This is a genomic window from Paenibacillus sp. GYB006 (genome assembly GCF_036577645.1).
Classification (GTDB): Bacteria; Bacillota; Bacilli; order Paenibacillales; family Paenibacillaceae; genus Paenibacillus.
This window is the reverse complement of record NZ_JARBDA010000017.1, coordinates 1-16,600: the sequence shown is the minus strand read 5'-3', so window position 1 is coordinate 16,600 and position 16,600 is coordinate 1. Positions and strand designations below refer to the sequence as shown.

Below are 16,600 nucleotides of genomic sequence, written 5' to 3'. Positions count from 1 at the left end.
ATCTGTAGTGCCGTTTTTTATCTATATTCTATAAATGCCATATGAATAGAAAAGCATATCTCGGTTCCATTTGCAACGGAAGCCAAGATATGCCTGATATGATGAATATTAGTTCTATTTATTTGTGTCTATTTTTTATGCCTGATTCTCTAGTTAGTTGTGGACCAGAATACTCAGATTCTGAAAAGCTTTCATAATCTGGTTGGCACCATATCCCATTGCCTCGTACAAAGGCATCGCTGCCTTGTTATGTTCATCACCAGCAACCCATACGCGGGTTACTTTGCGCTGCTGAAAACGTTTCTCCACAGCTTTAACCAAAGCTTTGCCCACTCCACGGCGTCTAGCATCTGGATGAATGGCAATACGATAAATGTAACCTTGATTCTGATCGATAGTCCCAATTAGTGCACCTACAAGTTCTCCGTCTTCCTCAGCAACCATGATTAGGTCCGAGTCCCAGGATAGTTGTCTTGCAAAAGGCCCAATCGTGTTCTCGTAGCAATCTTCCGACAAAGCAACTTGCAGCAGCTCCGTCACGCGATTTGCGTCACTCAACTGAAAGGAACGAATGTTCATCTGTTAATCTCCCTTTTCGTTAACTTTAGTGAGGTTTTACAAAAAAGGCATCCCTTTTTACCCAAAACCCGATGATCACTTTTCTGTATGTATTTAGATACAATCAGAATATGTATTCAAATACAGGCAGAAAAACCGGCCAAGAGCCGGCTGGAACATCTGTCACGCCCATAAAGGCCAACTAGAAATGTTCAGGAAATATAATTACGACAAAAAACGAAAAGTATTTACTTCTTGGTCCATTAAACCACATTTTATTACAGAAAACACGCAATTTTTTTCTGAAAGCGCTTCATTTATAGCGTTTACATTTTTAGGCTTCCATTTCGGCCAACATCTGTTATTTGCGTTAGGTTATCTATCATATGATAATTTTACAATGTTAACTTGATGTAAATTATAAACCCTTATATAACAACTTATTCAACAAAAATGTTGATTAAATACGCTGAATACGGTTTAATAGAATTGACGAGGGGTAATTCTTACATAGAGACTGTACCTTTCACTTAAAACTATTTTATTAGGAGGAATTTCATTATGGCATTCCAATTACCAGCACTTCCTTACGCAAACGACGCACTAGAACCACATATCGATGCTCAAACAATGGAAATCCACCACGATCGTCATCACAATACTTATGTAACTAACTTGAACGCAGCTTTGGAAAACGCTCCTGAGCTTCAAGGTAAATCCCTTGAAGATCTGATCGCAAACCTTGACAGCGTACCTGAAAGCATCCGTACAGCGGTTCGCAACAACGGCGGCGGACATCATAACCACAGCCTATTCTGGGAAATTATCGGACCTAACGGCGGCGGCGCTCCTACAGGTGCGATCGCAGCAGCGATTGACAGCGAGCTTGGCGGCTTTGATAAATTCAAAGAAGATTTCGCTAAAGCAGCAACAACTCGTTTCGGCAGCGGCTGGGCTTGGCTCGTTGTAGGTAAAGACGGCAAACTTGCAATTACAAGCACACCTAACCAAGACAGCCCTATTATGGAAGGACTGACTCCAGTTCTTGGTCTTGATGTTTGGGAACATGCTTACTACCTGAAATATCAAAACAAACGTCCTGATTACATCGCTTCCTTCTGGAACGTAATCAACTGGGATGAAGTAAATAAACGTTACGAAGCTGCGAAATAATTAATTTCATAATTACTCGAACAGCCGCCTTGTTATAAGACAAGGCGGCTGTTTTTATCAGGTTATGCTAAGCAATTGATTCAGTCTCGATAAGATCATTATTTTGTCTGGTTCGATATAACTCATAATAATGTCCACATAACTGCATCAAATCCTCATGAGTACCGGTCTCTACGATTCTTCCCTCATGAATAACAACAATTTTGTCGGCCTGCTGAATGGTAGACAAACGATGGGCTATCGCTACCGTTGTCCTTCCGTTCATAAGCTGTCGAAGTGCATCCTGTACCAAATGTTCCGATTCATTATCAAGTGAGGCTGTGGCTTCATCCAGAAGAAGAATGGGCGCATTCTTTAGAATCGCTCTAGCAATAGCAATCCGCTGACGTTGTCCTCCAGATAACTGGCTGCCCTTCTCCCCCACCTGCGTATCCAGTCCCTCAGGAAACTGCTCTATAAACAAATGCGCATTCGCATGTACCACCGCTTCCCTCATATCTTCCTCCGAAGCTTCCGGATTACCATATAAGATATTCTCACGAATGCTCCCTGTAAAAAGCTGAGGCTCTTGCGGTACAAGTGCATACAGGGCTCGTATTTCGTGTAAAGACATATCCGAATAGCTCACCCCATTCATACGAATGTCCCCTTGATCAGGACTATAAAAGCCGAGCAACAATCGGAACAACGTGCTTTTTCCACTGCCACTTGCTCCTACTATTGCAGTGAACTTCCCATGTTCAATCTCTATACTGAATTGATCCAACACCTTACGATCTGAATAGGCAAAATCGACTTGCTCAAGGGAAATACGAACTTCCTTCTCTTCATGGTTACTCCTTGGTAACGATCCCCGTTTCTCCACTTCTTCTGGTTGCTCTCTAAGTACTTCCTGTATTCGGTCCGCCGCTCCTAGTGAAATCTGCAGTTCTCCCCAGGTAGAAGCAAATGTCGTGAATGGCATAATGACGTAGTTCATCAGCTGAACAAAAGCCATAAGACTTCCGATTGTAATTACATCTTCAGCTACAAGATAGGCTCCGTATGTTATGGCGAGGACAAAAGCCGAAAAACCGATCATATTCGATAAAGATTGCAAAATACTTGTGGTTGCGCCCAGCTTTATTTCCTGTTCTCTTACTGCTCTAGACTGGGTGCTGAATTTTTGATTAAAAATGGATTCCAGACGAAATACTTTGAAAATTATACTCGCACCTGCCACATCCTGCACAAAGGAGGTCATGGTCCCCCACTTTTGCTGTGATACAGTTGATCTCTCCCGGATACTGCGCCCAAGCAGTACACCGCATAATAAAATAGTCGGTCCAATCAGCAAGGAGATTAATGCCAGCCGCCATTCAATGATGACGAGGTAGATAAAAGCACAAAGAGCCATAAGCGGATTTTTGATCAATTCAATAAGAGTATGACCGAGCGCACCGCCAATCGTCTTGTTGTCTGTCGTAATTCGGGACAGCAGGTCTCCTGAATGATGCTTGTCGTAGTAGGCTTGTGAAAGCCCTAGCATTTTACGAAAAGTCAGGGCACGGAGCTCATCCTGTACGTTTGCAGATACACGAGATTTTAAATATCCGTTCACATATTGATTAATACCCATGATGAGAATGAGTGCGATTCCGACGTACAGCAGAGGAAGAAATTTCGCCGTATTACGGGATACAGCCGTTTCTGTTAAGTTGCCAAAAAGCCATGCAATGGATAAATTCATCGTGATATCAATAACCGTTACTAGACCAAGCACCACATAGAAGTACCAATATTTGCGGATTAGACCTTTAAAAACAGCCACCTATACAGCTCCTTTTATCCTAAAGTTTGGATTTCCTTAATCACTTCTTTCACTTCTTTGCTTGCTTTTATTACTCCGAAATGCTGGATGTGCTTTACTGTGTCACGTACTAGTTCTACATCGACATCTTTAGTAAATACGAGTTGACCGATAAGACGAATCTCAATCTTTGTCTTTGACTCCCGTAACATTTCAAGATCGTGCCGATCATAAATCACCACACCGACTGCTGTTATTTTACGTGTTACATAATCCTGTATGTCCTTCCGATGCGCCTCAAGCTGATTCCGAATGGCTGTCCTGATAAAATCAGTCCGGTTTGAATAAAAGGCTTGATCTACCAACAAATCCATCTGACCTAAGTCTACAATCCCTACATTTACGGTCACTTTCTCGATTTTATCTTGATCATTCATCTCGGGGGAATTCCTCTTTTCCTAAATTTATACTCCGTGTGGAGTATGTATACCTTATTTTATAACATTTAATTCCATTATATTCAATAATTTTATTTTTTAAATATAAAAAGAAAAAGTCTGCTTCAACGAAGCAGACTTAGTGTAAGAAATATTTGTATTTTATAAGGCAAAATGTTCTTTAAGCAGTTTTAGGAATACATTCGGAAACGCCATGGTTTCCATATCGTTTGGCCCGATCCACTTATATACATATCCTTCGGTCTTATAAGTTTCGATTCTCTCTGCCACCATAGCAGGGCTTACCATGTGATCTGCTTGTTCACAGCGATACACTTGAAGATTCCAATGAATATGACTAAACGTATGTTCAGCAATCTTCCAGAACTCTTTCGGATTTATTGCGTAACCCTCTTCTAGTAGATGACCTTTCATCATGTCCATTGCTGGCTCATCCGGTACCTGTGAAGCAAGTCCGCCTGGCTCAGAAGCAAGTACATGCGGCAGCTCCCACATTCTAGCAAGCAGTCCGGTTTGCGGACGCTGACGAACGAGAATCTTACCTTCGTTTATTGATGTTCCTGTAACCAAGGCTGCAATGCGCTGCTCTGGACGAGGAGGTTTCGCTTTCTTCTTCACAGGCAAAGTATCTTCTCTGCCTTCGATCCGGCCTTTGCACATCTCCATCACAGGACAAGTCAGACAATGCGGTGATTTCGGTGTACATACAAGGGCGCCTAGTTCCATCAGCGCTTGATTAAAGTCACCTGCTCGTCCTTGCGGAATGAGCTCCGCTGCCAAAGTCTCCATTTTGACCCGAGTACTGCCTTTCATAATATCGTCTTCAATTAAGAAGTACCGCGACAATACCCGCATAACATTTCCATCCACGGCAGGCTCAGGCTGATTAAAAGCAATGCTGAGAATTGCACCCGCTGTATACGGACCTACTCCCTTGAGGTTAAAGACAGCATCCTTTTCATTAGGCACCTCTCCCCCATGGAGCTCAAGGACTTGCTTTGCTGCCGCTTGAAGGTTTCGTGCACGTGAATAATAACCAAGCCCTTCCCAGAGCTTCAGTACATCTTCCTCTGGCGCTTCGGCCAGATCCGTCAAAGTCGGAAAGCGAGTAATGAACCGTTCAAAATAAGGCTTAACGGTTTCTACCCTGGTTTGTTGAAGCATAATTTCAGATACCCAAATATAATAAGGGTTGCGATGGCGACGCCAAGGCAAATCCCGTTTATTCTGCATATACCAATTCAGCAGCTCGGTGCTGAAATATTGTTTTGCCATACGTTGATCCATTTCCTGTTTGTTCTCCCATCCTTGTTTCTACATCTATAGTAAGCTACATTATTCTGCCGTTTGGTCTATTCGTTCTATGATCGCAAAAGCTGCGGCTACAGCGGGTTGATGTGAAATACTCAGATGAATAAGATACTCCTGTTCCCCGGTGAGATCAAGACGCTGCCAAGCATCCGCAGTTAATGAAACGATAGGTTTTCCCTTCTCATCAGGCAAAATTTCGAGATCTTGAAATCCAATCGTTTTTCCGATTCCGCAGCCAAATGCTTTTGTTATGGCTTCTTTAGCAGCAAAACGTCCCGAGACATAAGCCAGCTCATTTTTATTTCGTGTATAAAGAAGATCCTGCTCTTTTTTGGTCAGAAGCCTGTTAATAAACGAAGTCCTTCGATCACTTTCTAAAATACGCCGAATTCGCTCCGTTTCCAGTACATCATTGCCGATTCCATAGATCATCTGAGGTCACCACCCTTCTATATTAGGTCCAATCTATTGTAACAGTCTGACTCACCAGAATCTATGTTCTAGAGATGACAAAAACCCCCGTTTCCGGCATAAGCCAGAAATAACGGGGGCAACATGTACGTAAGACACTCCGTATCGTAATTATTCGTAATGTATTAAATACCTGGGATCGCGTTACGTTTATGACCAGTACGTTGATAAGCTGCTTCGAGCTTCTCTTTTGCTTCAGCAGGAATTTCTTTTCCTTCCAGATAGTCGCTGTTATCCTCATAGGAAATTCCGAGTTCATCCTCATCGGTTTGGCCTTCCCATAGTCCTGCTGTAGGTGCCTTATTAATAATTTCATCAGGTACACCAATATGAGCAGCAACCTGGCGAATCTGACGTTTATTCAGACTGGATAGCGGAGTGATGTCAACTGCACCATCTCCCCATTTTGTATAGAAGCCGGTAATCGCCTCTGATGCATGATCTGTACCCACAACGAGTAGATTCATTTCAAAAGATAATGCATATTGCATAACCATCCGTGTTCTAGCTTTTACATTTCCTTTGCCCTGTGGTGACATATGACGAGACATCCCCATATTTTTGAAACCATGCTCCACTTCAAGTGCGATTTCATTCACTGCTTCTTCAATATTCGTTTCCACTGTATATTTAAGATCAAATGCTTTCGCTGTAGCATAACTATGTTCAATATCCGATTGTTCACCGTAAGGTTGAAATACGCCGAGCGTTTTGTATTCTTCCCCTGTTTCCTTCGTGAGTTCATCGGTCGCTTGTTTACATAGTCCGGCTGCAACTGCACTATCAAGTCCGCCGCTAATCGCAATGAGAAGTCCCTTCGTATGTGATTGTTTTACATAGTCCTTCAGAAAATCCACACGTTTACGAACTTCTTCTTCCGGGTTAATGCTTTTCTTCACTTTTAATTCAGCAATGATCTGTTCTTGTAAACTCATCATCCACACCTCGGTTTCTCCATGATATTTATAGGCAATAAGAAAAGAAAAGCCAAAACGCCCCAAGTGAGTTCGGGTTTTAACCGAAAACCTAGGGGCGTTATGTAACTGACTATTTGCAGTAACGATTAAAAGCGTCTGTCAGATCAGCTGCAATCTCTTCTGCAGAACGGTTTTCCACCTGATGACGTTCGATAAAGTGTACAAGTTCCCCATCCTTGAGCAGGGCTATAGAAGGAGATGATGGTGGATACGGAGCAAAAAACTCACGCGCTTTTGCAGTAGCTTCCTTATCTTGACCTGCAAACACGGTGAATAAATGATCCGGTTTCACCTCGTTTTCCAGTGCTTTAGCAACTCCTGGACGTGCCTGACCTGCTGCGCATCCGCATACAGAATTGACAACGACCAGTGTTGTTCCTTTTGCTTCTGGCAAATTCGCTTCTACTTCTTCCGCAGTGCGAAGTTCCTTTATACCAAGGTTTGTAAGTTCATCCCTCATTGGCTGAACCATATCTCTCATGTATTGATCAAAAGACATAGACATGTTTTATTCACTCCTTATGAATATCTGTATATTAGATTAATCACTGTAAAAATCGATGCTAACCTTATTATACATTCATAAGTTGTGAACGCAAGGGAGGATGAACGCTCATCAAACAGATGGATCCCCTTCATAGATACACAAGGATTTGAATCTTTTTGCAACCTAGGTTGCAGGGAAATTGTCACCTTGCAGCTTCTTGTCAGTTACTTGACCTTTAGAATGGCTCTTTTTGTTGGATTCCTTTTGTAGCTGTTGTTGTTTAGAATCATTTTTTGACACAGGGAATCCCTCCTCTCTTCGTCACAAAGTTATCTATTATGCTTAAGCCACACACCTAAAGCATGATGGCAAACTTATTATGACTCTGAATAAGGATTTTTATCCCCTCTTAACTTATGCCCCTAAGTTCTTATGTATTGATACACGAATCTGCCCTTGATTAAACAGGCCGCCATTTTATTAATTTTTAAAAATCACATGAAAAGTAGTGCCTACCCCTTCCTCGGATTCGATTCTGATGATTGCATTATGTCTTTCGGCGATGCCTTGGCATAATGATAAACCAAGTCCCGTTCCTTCTGATTTGGTTGTAAAGAATGGTTCGAAGAGTTTGTTTTGCGTTTCAAGGGGAATCCCGTGGCCGCTGTCACTTACACTGAGTCTCACATTACCCTCGTCCAATGCCGTACTAATGATCAGAGTACCTTTATTCCCCATCGCTTCCATTCCGTTTCGTGCCAAGTTCAGTATCAGCTGCTTAATTTCCTTTGGATCAACAAATTTGCTTGGAATATCTTCATCTAATGTAACTTCTATGGTTTGACCTCTCATGTTCGCATCTGCGAGCAGTAAAGGGGTCAGCTCCTTAATGATATGATGGAGATGAACTTCTTCTTTTTCCGAAGCATGATTCTGAGCCAAAGAAAGAAAGTCATTAATAATACTATTTGCACGATCTAATTCATCCATCACAATATGGTAATAATGATCAAGAGACCGGGGACTCTTCTCCCTAAGCAGCTGAAGAAATCCTCTGACTACAGCCATCGGATTACGCACCTCATGTGTAATACTGGCTGCCATTTGACCGACAACACCCAGCCTTTCTACATGTGCAAGCTCATTTCGAAGTTTCTCCAGTTCCGTTATATCCTGAAGAACCATTGATGATCCGATCATTCTTCCACTAATCGGGTTTTTAACGGGAGATATGGTAGTGAAATAGGTATTAGTTCCTACTCTCAGGTACTCAGAGGTGATCTCACCGGTTTGGCTTGCACTCCGAATTCGCTCGGTTACACGCAGTCCATGTTCCATACCAATGATGGCTTCAATTCGCCTTCCAATCATTTCTTCAGGAGAATTTGGCATAAATTCCTTCGTCTTCATCTGAGTAAGCATTCGTGTATTGGCATTGACAATATTCCCTTCGATGTCAAATGCAACCACTGACACAGGGACGGTATTTAATAAATGTTCATTCATATCTAATTGATGACGATATTCTTTCCAACTTATTTCAAGTTCAGCAGCAAAGCTGTGATACACCAAGATTTTTTCCATTAAATGAATAGCAGCTAGAAAGACAAGCAGTGAGGAAAAAATGTATAGCGATGAATAGAGCGCATATTCAATCTGTTCTGTCCGCTCTAAATTATATTTCCACAGAACAATTCCATAACAAGGAATCGTGTAAGCAAACCATATTATCGTAAATTTTTTCTTTTTACTGGATAGACTTGCTTTTTTAAAATATTTTACGAACAATAACATGATAGGATAAAGTAAAGCACCTGATCCTAAAAAGATAGCGGGTTCTGTCCAATAGTCGGAGATAAAAGAGAAGGCTAACATCGAGATGATAGAGACTAAAATCCCAATTGGATAGGATCCGTACAAGATGGATAAGGTCACGGGAACTAGACTTAAGTTCAGATATATCTTTTCTAATAAGACAGATGAAAAAAGAAAACATAAACAAAGCGTAATAAGACATGAGAGCAGTAAACTACGCTGGATCTGCACAGATGATGATACTTTTTTCATCTCCTGAAATTCGGTCCCGAGTCGCCCTAAAAACAGGAAAAATAAAAGCGGAGTTATACCAGCAAGCAGGACTTGCAACAAAATACCTTTGACCGCAAACATGGGCTGTTATTCCTCCTTCGCGCACCGTTACCGAAGCACATCCTTATGTAACCTGATTAAAACATAGCAGGCATTATTTTACAATATTTTCTGTGTGTAGATACGCAAGATTACCAATATTCATCAAGTTCTTTTCTCTTTATTTCAACATAAAAACAAATTACGACATCGTTTCGACTTCATGTCATGGTTCTGATACGATAGATAAGAGACCCACCCTGAGACCTACACAGGGTTCTGAATTCGTAATAAGGTATAGAAAGAGGTTAATTCATACAATGAATGTAAATGTAATTGTGATTGGCGGAGGACCATCCGGTCTTATGGCTTCTGTTGCAGCAGCGGAACATGGGGCTTCCGTTCTTCTTATAGATAAAGGTAATAAACTTGGACGGAAACTTGGAATTTCCGGCGGAGGACGTTGTAACGTAACCAATGCCAAAGAACCAGATGAGCTGATCCGCCACATACCAGGAAACGGCAAGTTTTTGTATAGTGCTTTTCAACATATGGATAACAGAGGAATTATGCGGTTCTTTGAGGATCTCGGCATTGCTTTAAAAGAAGAAGACAACGGAAGAATGTTCCCGGTATCAGACCGGGCCAAGACGGTGGTGGATGCACTGATCGGAAAAGCAACAGCTCTCGGGGTACAGATTTATACAGATACACCCGTGTCCGAAATTGTGTATGAGGATCAGAAGGTTGCTGGGGTGAAGCTCGCATCTGGTAAGATGGTTCATTCGGATGCGGTTATTGTCGCGACGGGAGGAAAATCAGTACCTCAAACCGGTTCTACAGGTGATGGATACCCATGGGCTGAAGCTGCGGGTCATACCATTACAGAGCTATATCCTACTGAGGTGCCTATTGTTTCAGGCGAGCGTTTTATTCAGTCTAAAGAACTGCAAGGCCTGTCTTTATCAGACATTGCCCTCTCGGTTCACGATGCAAAAGATAAGGTTGTCATTCGTCATGAAGGAGATATGATATTTACTCATTTCGGTTTATCTGGACCTGTAGCTCTACGATGCAGTCAGTTCATTCGCAAAGTACAGAAGAAAACAGGTTCACATCAGGTAACGATGAAGCTTGATCTCTATCCCTCGAAATCTCTTGGGGAAATGACGCACGAACTGAAGTACAAACTCGAACAGGAACCGAAAAAAGCGATCAAAAACTCGCTGAAGGGAATTATCCCTGAGCGGCTTATTCCCGTAATCCTGACAAAGGCAGAGATTGAAGAAGATACGACATATCACCACCTTCCTAAAGGCGCAATGGAAACCCTTGCGAATTTAATAAAAGGTTTCCCTATTATCGTAACAGGCACTCGTTCTCTTGCTGAAGCATTTGTGACGGGAGGCGGAGTAAACTTAAAAGAAATTTACCCGAAAACAATGGAATCTAAGCTCATGCAAGGTCTTTATTTTTGTGGAGAAATTCTTGATATTCACGGCTACACCGGAGGATATAATATCACCGCTGCCTTCTCCACCGGATACACCGCAGGTAAACACGCCGCAGAACAAACTACTGGAGCATAAGCAGATATAAACGATCTATTAGAGCTATGGACATACAAAAAAAGCGATCATTGCGGAATGATCGCTTTTTTTGTATAGTCACGCTTTTACACTACCCGAAAAGCCGCCGTATGCTGCCCCAAAATCATCATGGTCCGTACTGTAATTACGTTCTTCTTCCAAGAAGTTATCTCCGAAAGGATTGTCGCTCCGTCCAGATAAATAAGCTTCATCTAAATCTTCATTAACCGTATGGGCCGGAATGGACAGGTATGCGAATTCGGTATCATCTTTAGCATCGAAACTTGGAGTAATCCCCTCTCGATTGCCGTTCTCATCCTGTATCTTTCCTTCAAATACTTCGATGATTTCAAGTGCTGTCGTAATGTCCTGTTGCTCTATTTTTACATCCATAAGTCCTGATCCGAGCATTTCTGGTTTATATCCTAGCTCTAGTAACGTTTCAAACGCTCCGCGAGCTTTTGTCTGATCAGGAAACTGAATCATGATTGCAGGTTCCTCCACGTCGCTCATCCTCTCTTCATCATATCTAGAATTCAAGAATGCCTGTCACGCTGTTTCTTAGTATGCCGATGTTAGAGTCTATTTATGAAAGATGAAGAGAAAAAAATAATCTTACATAGATTATGGAGTTAAAGTATAGATAAATAATCGTTACTAATCTTCGTCAGTAACAGGTTCAGGCGCTGCATTCCGCAGACCCGCAGTAACGAGAAAAGCAATAACGGAAATGATCATCATAATAACGAAAAGCGAATGTAAACTGAGTTCGAGCACATTTTGCAGCATCATCTTCAAATGATCTGGCATAGAAGCCGTACCATGCGGAGCAAGGATTTGATTAATATCTGCTTGTGTGATGCCTTGCTGGGCCAGATGATTCTCTTCGGAAAGGGCGGCAATACGCACATTTAACCATGTACCAAACGCAGCAGCTCCGATGGTTTGTCCTAACGTACGTGTAAAAGTATTCAGCGCTGTAGAAGCTCCTCTTTGACGATGACCCACAGAAGACTGTGCAATAATCGTAAACACGGTAAAAGAAAATCCAAACCCAATACCATAGATGAAAGTATATACATACATCACCCATTCTGGTGTGCTGGCTGCCACAAATAGTAAACCGACCGAACCGATGACAATAGCCGTAAGTCCAATCAATGTGGTTTTACGTGAGCCCAGCCGCACAAGAAGCCTGCCTGCAATGATCCCTCCAATTAACCATCCAATTGACATCGGAGCGAGCATTAATCCAGAAGAAGTCGCATTTCCTCCGCGCACTCCTTGTACCCACAGGGGAAGATAACTCGAAAGACCAATAAGCAGAGCGCTGATGAGCATGCCAGAAATATTAGATAAGGTAATATCCCGAATACGGAATAGACTCAGTGGAACAAGCGGTTCCTCTGCTTTACTCTCAATATAAACAAATAAGATCAGAAAACTTATCGCACCAATGAGTAGAAAAATGATGAACGGTGAGGTCCATGCGTAAGACTGACCGCCGAGTGTGAGTACAATCAACAACGAAGTAATCCCAATAATAAAAGTAAAAGCACCCGCAAAGTCGATTTTCGTATTTCGTTTTACTACTTCTTCTTTAAAGTACTTCGCAACAAACCACATCGCTAGAAGACCAAAGGGAATATTAAATCCAAATATCCATTGCCAGCCAAGGTAATCAACAAAATAACCGCCGATTAATGGTCCGACTAACGAAGAAATTCCCCATACCGAACTAATCAATCCCTGCACCTTGCCGCGTTCTTCAATACTGTAAATGTCGCCGATAATCGTAAACGTCACAGGAACTACAGCCCCGGCTCCAATCCCCTGAATGGCACGAAAAGCAATCATACTTTCCATATTTACAGCAAAACAACATAAGATACTGCCTAATAAAAACAAAGCTACACCGATTAGAAACACAGGTTTTCTGCCATACAAATCGCTAATTTTACCAAAGATCGGGGTGCTGACCGCCATCGTCAGTAAGTAGGACGTAAAGATCCAGCTTAGCAGCGAAACATCGCCAAGGTCACTCACGATGGTTGGTCCTGCAGGTCCAATCACAGTCCCTTCAATTGCAGACAAAAATGTGGCCAGCAGCACACCGATTAAGATGAGGCCACGGCCATTTATTTTACTTGTATTCGTCATGAAAATTAATACCTTCTTTCCTTTGTTTGCTCTTCACGCAAACCTATTCCATATTACCATTCCCTTACTTCCCATGGAAGAAAGCATCTACATTTATTCACGGGAAATAATTTGAAGTGTTTTTGGAATTTTATTTTCTCAAGTACTTCCATTCTTCAAACAAAAGGGAGTGCATTTGCATATCCTTATAACCTGTAGATGTATATTGCAGCTGTCGAAGAATCCCTTCACAGGTAAATGACAGGGATGAAAGCAGCTTGGCAGAAGCATCATTTCGAGGATCAACTAAAGCCTCTATACGGTTTAATTCCATTGTAGTAAACCCGAAATTCAGCATTGCGGTTACCGCTTCTGTCATGAATCCTTGCCGCCAGTGCGAAGAAGCCAGTTCATATCCAATCTCACCACGAAAAGCACCTTCAAGCTGCCAATTGTTAAATCCGCAGCTGCCAATAATTTTACCACTGCTCTTTTCAATAATAGCAAAGCGGAAACCTTCCTCATTCTGCGAGCACTCATCGAGGAGTTCAATCATTTCCTCAGCATCCTCTTTGCTGTGCATGGACTCAATATTCATATATTTTGTGACGGCTGGATCAGACCATACCTGGAAAATCGCTGCGCTATCCTGCTTCCGTAGCTTTCTCAGCCACAATCGTTCTGTATGTAATTCAGGGAGGTGTCCTGAGCATCTATACATGTTAATTCCTCCTATTCATCCTTTCTGAAGTAAAACAGCTTGTTGCTCTAGTCATCTAATCACAGGAAGAAAAAGAAGACAAGTGGTTAATCATAGGTACCGGGATATCAGACATAAATCAAGGGGTATACTACGGTCAGTATCCACGGAAGGAGGAACAACCCACTATGTATCAAATTGCTTTCATTTTACTTTCCTTCTTACTCTTAGTTGAAGGACTTCTTACGTATACTTTTAGAAAAATGATACGTATGAAGGTACGAAGTGAAGATTATTTGTTCTCCATGCTTGAAAAGGCAGGTGTCTATCACCGCTCTGCCTATGATGAACTGGCTAAAGAAGATGTATGGATTAAAAGCCAAGATGGTCTGAAGCTCCATGGCGTCATAGTCGAACCCAACCCTTCTTCCCATCGCTGGATTATTATAGTGCACGGTTACACCGCTTCTCACTCCATATCAACGCAGTACATTACGATGTTCTCCGAGTTAGGATTTAATTTACTGCTCGTTGATCAGCGGAGACATGGAAAAAGTGAAGGCATCTATACAACGTTTGGATACAAAGAGAAGTATGATGTAGCAGCTTGGGTGGATTTTTTATACGAACGCGTTGGTCAGGACTGCCTCATCGGTCTGCATGGGCAATCTTTAGGCGGCGGTACGGTTCTCGAATATCTGTCCATTGCAAACCCCTGTGTAAAATTTGTGATTGCCGATTGTCCTTACTCCGATCTGACTGAACTTATGAAGTATCAGATTAAACGAGTGAAACTTCAAGCTTTTCCCTGGTTTTATTCGATCATGCATCGACGTGTACTAAAAAGAGCCGGTTTTCGGATAGAACAGGTATCGCCGCTGCGCGCTGTAGAAGAAAGTGAGCTCCCTGTCATGTTTATTCACGGCATAGAGGATCGATTTGTTCCTACCTATATGAGCGAAGATTTATTCACCCATAAAATCGGATACAAACGTTTATTATTAGTGGAAAAAGCAGAGCACGCTAATGCTTATATGACCAATCCGTCCTTATACCGTAAGGAAGTTATGCATTTTGTTAATGAGATTTTGTATAGAGAAGAAAATCTCGTATGTAAAGAAATAACCCATAACGCTCATCCCGCTTTTTCTTCCGAATCAGCCAAGGGAGTAGATCCACTTACTCCACTAGAAGCTTAGTACGTCCTTGCATCGTCCTTTTTAATTCATGAATCAAAAAAAGAAAAAGCGCGTGAGCCCCTTTATCCTGAACTGAACCCCGAATGGTAGACACTTAAAAAGTGACTACCATTCGGGGTTTTTCTATTTTCTTTCTAGAAAAGTCCCGTTATACTAACATTACAATTTTTTAGAACGGAGTATTTTTCATGAGTAAGATCATCTTTAATGAACACCAACAAAGACAATTAGAGGCCAATCCAAATGTTAGAATCGTGACAGATCGAACGATTCAATATACCCCTGACTTCAAACTACTAGCGGTTAAACAAAACCAAGCTGGCAAAGGACCGGCAGAAATTTTCACAGAAGCTGGATTTGATTTGAAGGTGATTGGCCTAAGTAAAGCACGAAGTGCTTTAGATCGTTGGCGCAGAACCTTTCAAGCCTATGGAGAAAATGGTTTTTTTGAAGAACGTCGAGGAAAAGGCAGTAAAGGACGTCCTAAGAAAGAAAATGCCTCCGCAGAAAGGAAATTAGCTCAAGCAGAAGCGCGTATTCGATTGCTAGAGGCGGAGTTGTCTTTACTAAAAAAGCTAGACGAGTTAGAAAGGCAGGCGAAGAAGAATCGTCGTTAACAGCTCGAGAGAAATACCAAGCCATCAATGAAACGATTCGACTCTATCAATTAAAAAACATGGTCCGTTACTTATGTGAAGTAGCTAAAGTAAGTCCTAGTGGCTATTACAAGTGGCTTCAAAACGGAGAAAAACGAGCCATGAGTGAAGAATCAGATTATCAAGATTATCTCTTTCTAAAAGAAATTTATGATCAAGCCAATGGGAAAATTGGTTATCGTGGTTTGTATATGAAAGTTGCTGAAAAGGCCGGTCAGCCCATGAATCATAAAAAAATCTTGCGTTTAATGCGCAAGTTTCAGTTCTTTGCCAAAGTACGAAGAGCAAATCCTTATCGTACGCTAGCCAAAGCTACAGAAGCTCACCGCCAGGTACCAAACCACTTAAAACGTCAGTTCAAGCAAGAGGAACCTGGGAAAACATTCGTAACCGACATTACTTACTTGCAAATTCAGGGTGGTAAAACGGCTTATTTGTCTTGTGTAAAAGATGTGGCGACACGGGAAATTGTCGCTTATGAACTTTCAACGAGTTTACGGATGGAAATTGTCTATCGAACGTTAAGCAAACTAGAAGACTTTATCGGGAATCGACTACATCCGGAAGCCATGATTCACTCGGATCAAGGTTTTCATTACACCCATCCGGAGTACCAGTCTCGTGTAAAGAGGATGGGACTCCTACAATCTATGTCGCGAAGAGGGAACTGCCTAGATAACGCGCCGATGGAATCCTTCTTTGGGCACATGAAAGATGAAATACCTTATAAACAAGCAAACAGTATAGTAGAACTAAAACGAATGGTTGATGATTACATGGACCACTATAACAATACAAGAAAGCAATGGACATTAAAAAAGATGACTCCGGCAGCATACGAGGCCACTGAAAAAGTTGCGCTTTTAAATTAGTAATTGTTTCTCAAAACAAAATAGATCACTTCCTGTTTAGTTTTTGAATAGGAAGTGATCTATTTCTTTTATATTGACTTACTTCTCTGCTTTA

General features: G+C 41.8%; 15 protein-coding genes. 4 read left to right on the top strand and 11 right to left on the bottom strand.

What is annotated here, in order from left to right; all coding sequences use genetic code 11:
• Nucleotides 1-153: 153 nt before the first annotated feature.
• A complete protein-coding gene (locus PV403_RS21600; protein WP_160036533.1) occupies nt 154-579 on the bottom strand; it encodes a GNAT family N-acetyltransferase in 426 nt (141 codons plus the stop codon).
• A 540-nt stretch (nt 580-1,119) separates the two neighbouring features.
• Here PV403_RS21600 and PV403_RS21595 point away from each other — a divergent pair.
• Nucleotides 1,120-1,731 (top strand): superoxide dismutase, encoded by a 612-nt coding sequence (locus PV403_RS21595; RefSeq protein ID WP_213534829.1) that lies wholly within the window; start codon nt 1,120-1,122, stop codon nt 1,729-1,731.
• A 67-nt stretch (nt 1,732-1,798) separates the two neighbouring features.
• Here PV403_RS21595 and PV403_RS21590 read toward each other — a convergent pair whose 3' ends face one another.
• The 7 genes from PV403_RS21590 to PV403_RS21560 form a co-directional block, all read right to left on the bottom strand.
• Complete coding sequence (locus tag PV403_RS21590) at nt 1,799-3,541, bottom strand: ABC transporter ATP-binding protein (RefSeq protein ID WP_332085942.1); 1,743 nt, start codon at nt 3,539-3,541, stop codon at nt 1,799-1,801.
• Nucleotides 3,542-3,555: 14 nt separating this feature from the next.
• On the bottom strand, nt 3,556-3,957 hold the full coding sequence (locus PV403_RS21585; RefSeq protein ID WP_332085941.1) for a CopG family transcriptional regulator: 402 nt from the start codon (nt 3,955-3,957) through the stop codon (nt 3,556-3,558).
• Nucleotides 3,958-4,119: 162 nt separating this feature from the next.
• Nucleotides 4,120-5,265 (bottom strand): A/G-specific adenine glycosylase, encoded by a 1,146-nt coding sequence (gene mutY, locus PV403_RS21580; protein WP_332085940.1) that lies wholly within the window; start codon nt 5,263-5,265, stop codon nt 4,120-4,122.
• A 48-nt stretch (nt 5,266-5,313) separates the two neighbouring features.
• Nucleotides 5,314-5,721 (bottom strand): holo-ACP synthase, encoded by a 408-nt coding sequence (gene acpS, locus PV403_RS21575; RefSeq protein ID WP_332085939.1) that lies wholly within the window; start codon nt 5,719-5,721, stop codon nt 5,314-5,316.
• 164 nt (nt 5,722-5,885) lie between these two features.
• A complete protein-coding gene (nadE, locus tag PV403_RS21570) occupies nt 5,886-6,695 on the bottom strand; it encodes an ammonia-dependent NAD(+) synthetase (RefSeq protein WP_332085960.1) in 810 nt (269 codons plus the stop codon).
• Nucleotides 6,696-6,807: 112 nt separating this feature from the next.
• On the bottom strand, nt 6,808-7,242 hold the full coding sequence (locus PV403_RS21565; protein ID WP_213534846.1) for a BrxA/BrxB family bacilliredoxin: 435 nt from the start codon (nt 7,240-7,242) through the stop codon (nt 6,808-6,810).
• Nucleotides 7,243-7,704: 462 nt separating this feature from the next.
• Nucleotides 7,705-9,393: a two-component system sensor histidine kinase NtrB gene (locus PV403_RS21560; protein WP_332085938.1), complete on the bottom strand. Its 1,689-nt coding sequence runs from the start codon at nt 9,391-9,393 to the stop codon at nt 7,705-7,707.
• A gap of 278 nt (nt 9,394-9,671) precedes the next feature.
• On the opposite strand from PV403_RS21560, the gene PV403_RS21555 reads away from it, so the two are divergent.
• Nucleotides 9,672-10,940 (top strand): NAD(P)/FAD-dependent oxidoreductase, encoded by a 1,269-nt coding sequence (locus tag PV403_RS21555; RefSeq protein WP_332085937.1) that lies wholly within the window; start codon nt 9,672-9,674, stop codon nt 10,938-10,940.
• Between the two features lie 78 nt (nt 10,941-11,018).
• Here PV403_RS21555 and PV403_RS21550 read toward each other — a convergent pair whose 3' ends face one another.
• From PV403_RS21550 to PV403_RS21540, 3 genes are all read right to left on the bottom strand, one after another.
• Nucleotides 11,019-11,453, bottom strand: a complete 435-nt coding sequence (locus tag PV403_RS21550) for a hypothetical protein (RefSeq protein WP_332085936.1) — start codon at nt 11,451-11,453, stop codon at nt 11,019-11,021.
• A 144-nt stretch (nt 11,454-11,597) separates the two neighbouring features.
• A complete protein-coding gene (locus PV403_RS21545; RefSeq protein WP_332085935.1) occupies nt 11,598-13,100 on the bottom strand; it encodes an MDR family MFS transporter in 1,503 nt (500 codons plus the stop codon).
• A 130-nt stretch (nt 13,101-13,230) separates the two neighbouring features.
• Entirely contained in the window at nt 13,231-13,800 is a 570-nt protein-coding gene (locus tag PV403_RS21540; protein WP_332085934.1) for a GNAT family N-acetyltransferase, read from the bottom strand.
• A gap of 167 nt (nt 13,801-13,967) precedes the next feature.
• On the opposite strand from PV403_RS21540, the gene PV403_RS21535 reads away from it, so the two are divergent.
• Together PV403_RS21535 and PV403_RS21530 are read left to right on the top strand one after the other, a co-directional pair.
• Entirely contained in the window at nt 13,968-14,978 is a 1,011-nt protein-coding gene (locus tag PV403_RS21535) for an alpha/beta hydrolase (protein WP_332085933.1), read from the top strand.
• A gap of 188 nt (nt 14,979-15,166) precedes the next feature.
• A protein-coding gene (locus PV403_RS21530; protein ID WP_332085932.1) for an IS3 family transposase occupies nt 15,167-16,506 on the top strand; the annotation gives its coding sequence in 2 pieces (ribosomal slippage) (nt 15,167-15,545 and nt 15,545-16,506; 1,341 coding nt in all).
• The last annotated feature ends 94 nt before the right edge of the window (nt 16,507-16,600 follow it).

Bases quoted from the DNA above. Each gene is read 5' to 3' on its own strand.
- PV403_RS21600 (WP_160036533.1), bottom strand. From the start codon at position 579: ATGAACATTCGTTCCTTTCAGTTGAGTGACGCAAATCGCGTGACGGAG.
- PV403_RS21595 (WP_213534829.1), top strand. From the start codon at position 1,120: ATGGCATTCCAATTACCAGCACTTCCTTACGCAAACGACGCACTAGAA.
- PV403_RS21585 (WP_332085941.1), bottom strand. From the start codon at position 3,957: ATGAATGATCAAGATAAAATCGAGAAAGTGACCGTAAATGTAGGGATT.
- mutY (WP_332085940.1), bottom strand. From the start codon at position 5,265: ATGGATCAACGTATGGCAAAACAATATTTCAGCACCGAGCTGCTGAAT.
- acpS (WP_332085939.1), bottom strand. From the start codon at position 5,721: ATGATCTATGGAATCGGCAATGATGTACTGGAAACGGAGCGAATTCGG.
- nadE (WP_332085960.1), bottom strand. From the start codon at position 6,695: ATGAGTTTACAAGAACAGATCATTGCTGAATTAAAAGTGAAGAAAAGC.
- PV403_RS21565 (WP_213534846.1), bottom strand. From the start codon at position 7,242: ATGTCTATGTCTTTTGATCAATACATGAGAGATATGGTTCAGCCAATG.
- PV403_RS21560 (WP_332085938.1), bottom strand. From the start codon at position 9,393: ATGTTTGCGGTCAAAGGTATTTTGTTGCAAGTCCTGCTTGCTGGTATA.
- PV403_RS21555 (WP_332085937.1), top strand. From the start codon at position 9,672: ATGAATGTAAATGTAATTGTGATTGGCGGAGGACCATCCGGTCTTATG.
- PV403_RS21550 (WP_332085936.1), bottom strand. From the start codon at position 11,453: ATGAGCGACGTGGAGGAACCTGCAATCATGATTCAGTTTCCTGATCAG.
- PV403_RS21545 (WP_332085935.1), bottom strand. From the start codon at position 13,100: ATGACGAATACAAGTAAAATAAATGGCCGTGGCCTCATCTTAATCGGT.
- PV403_RS21540 (WP_332085934.1), bottom strand. From the start codon at position 13,800: ATGTATAGATGCTCAGGACACCTCCCTGAATTACATACAGAACGATTG.
- PV403_RS21535 (WP_332085933.1), top strand. From the start codon at position 13,968: ATGTATCAAATTGCTTTCATTTTACTTTCCTTCTTACTCTTAGTTGAA.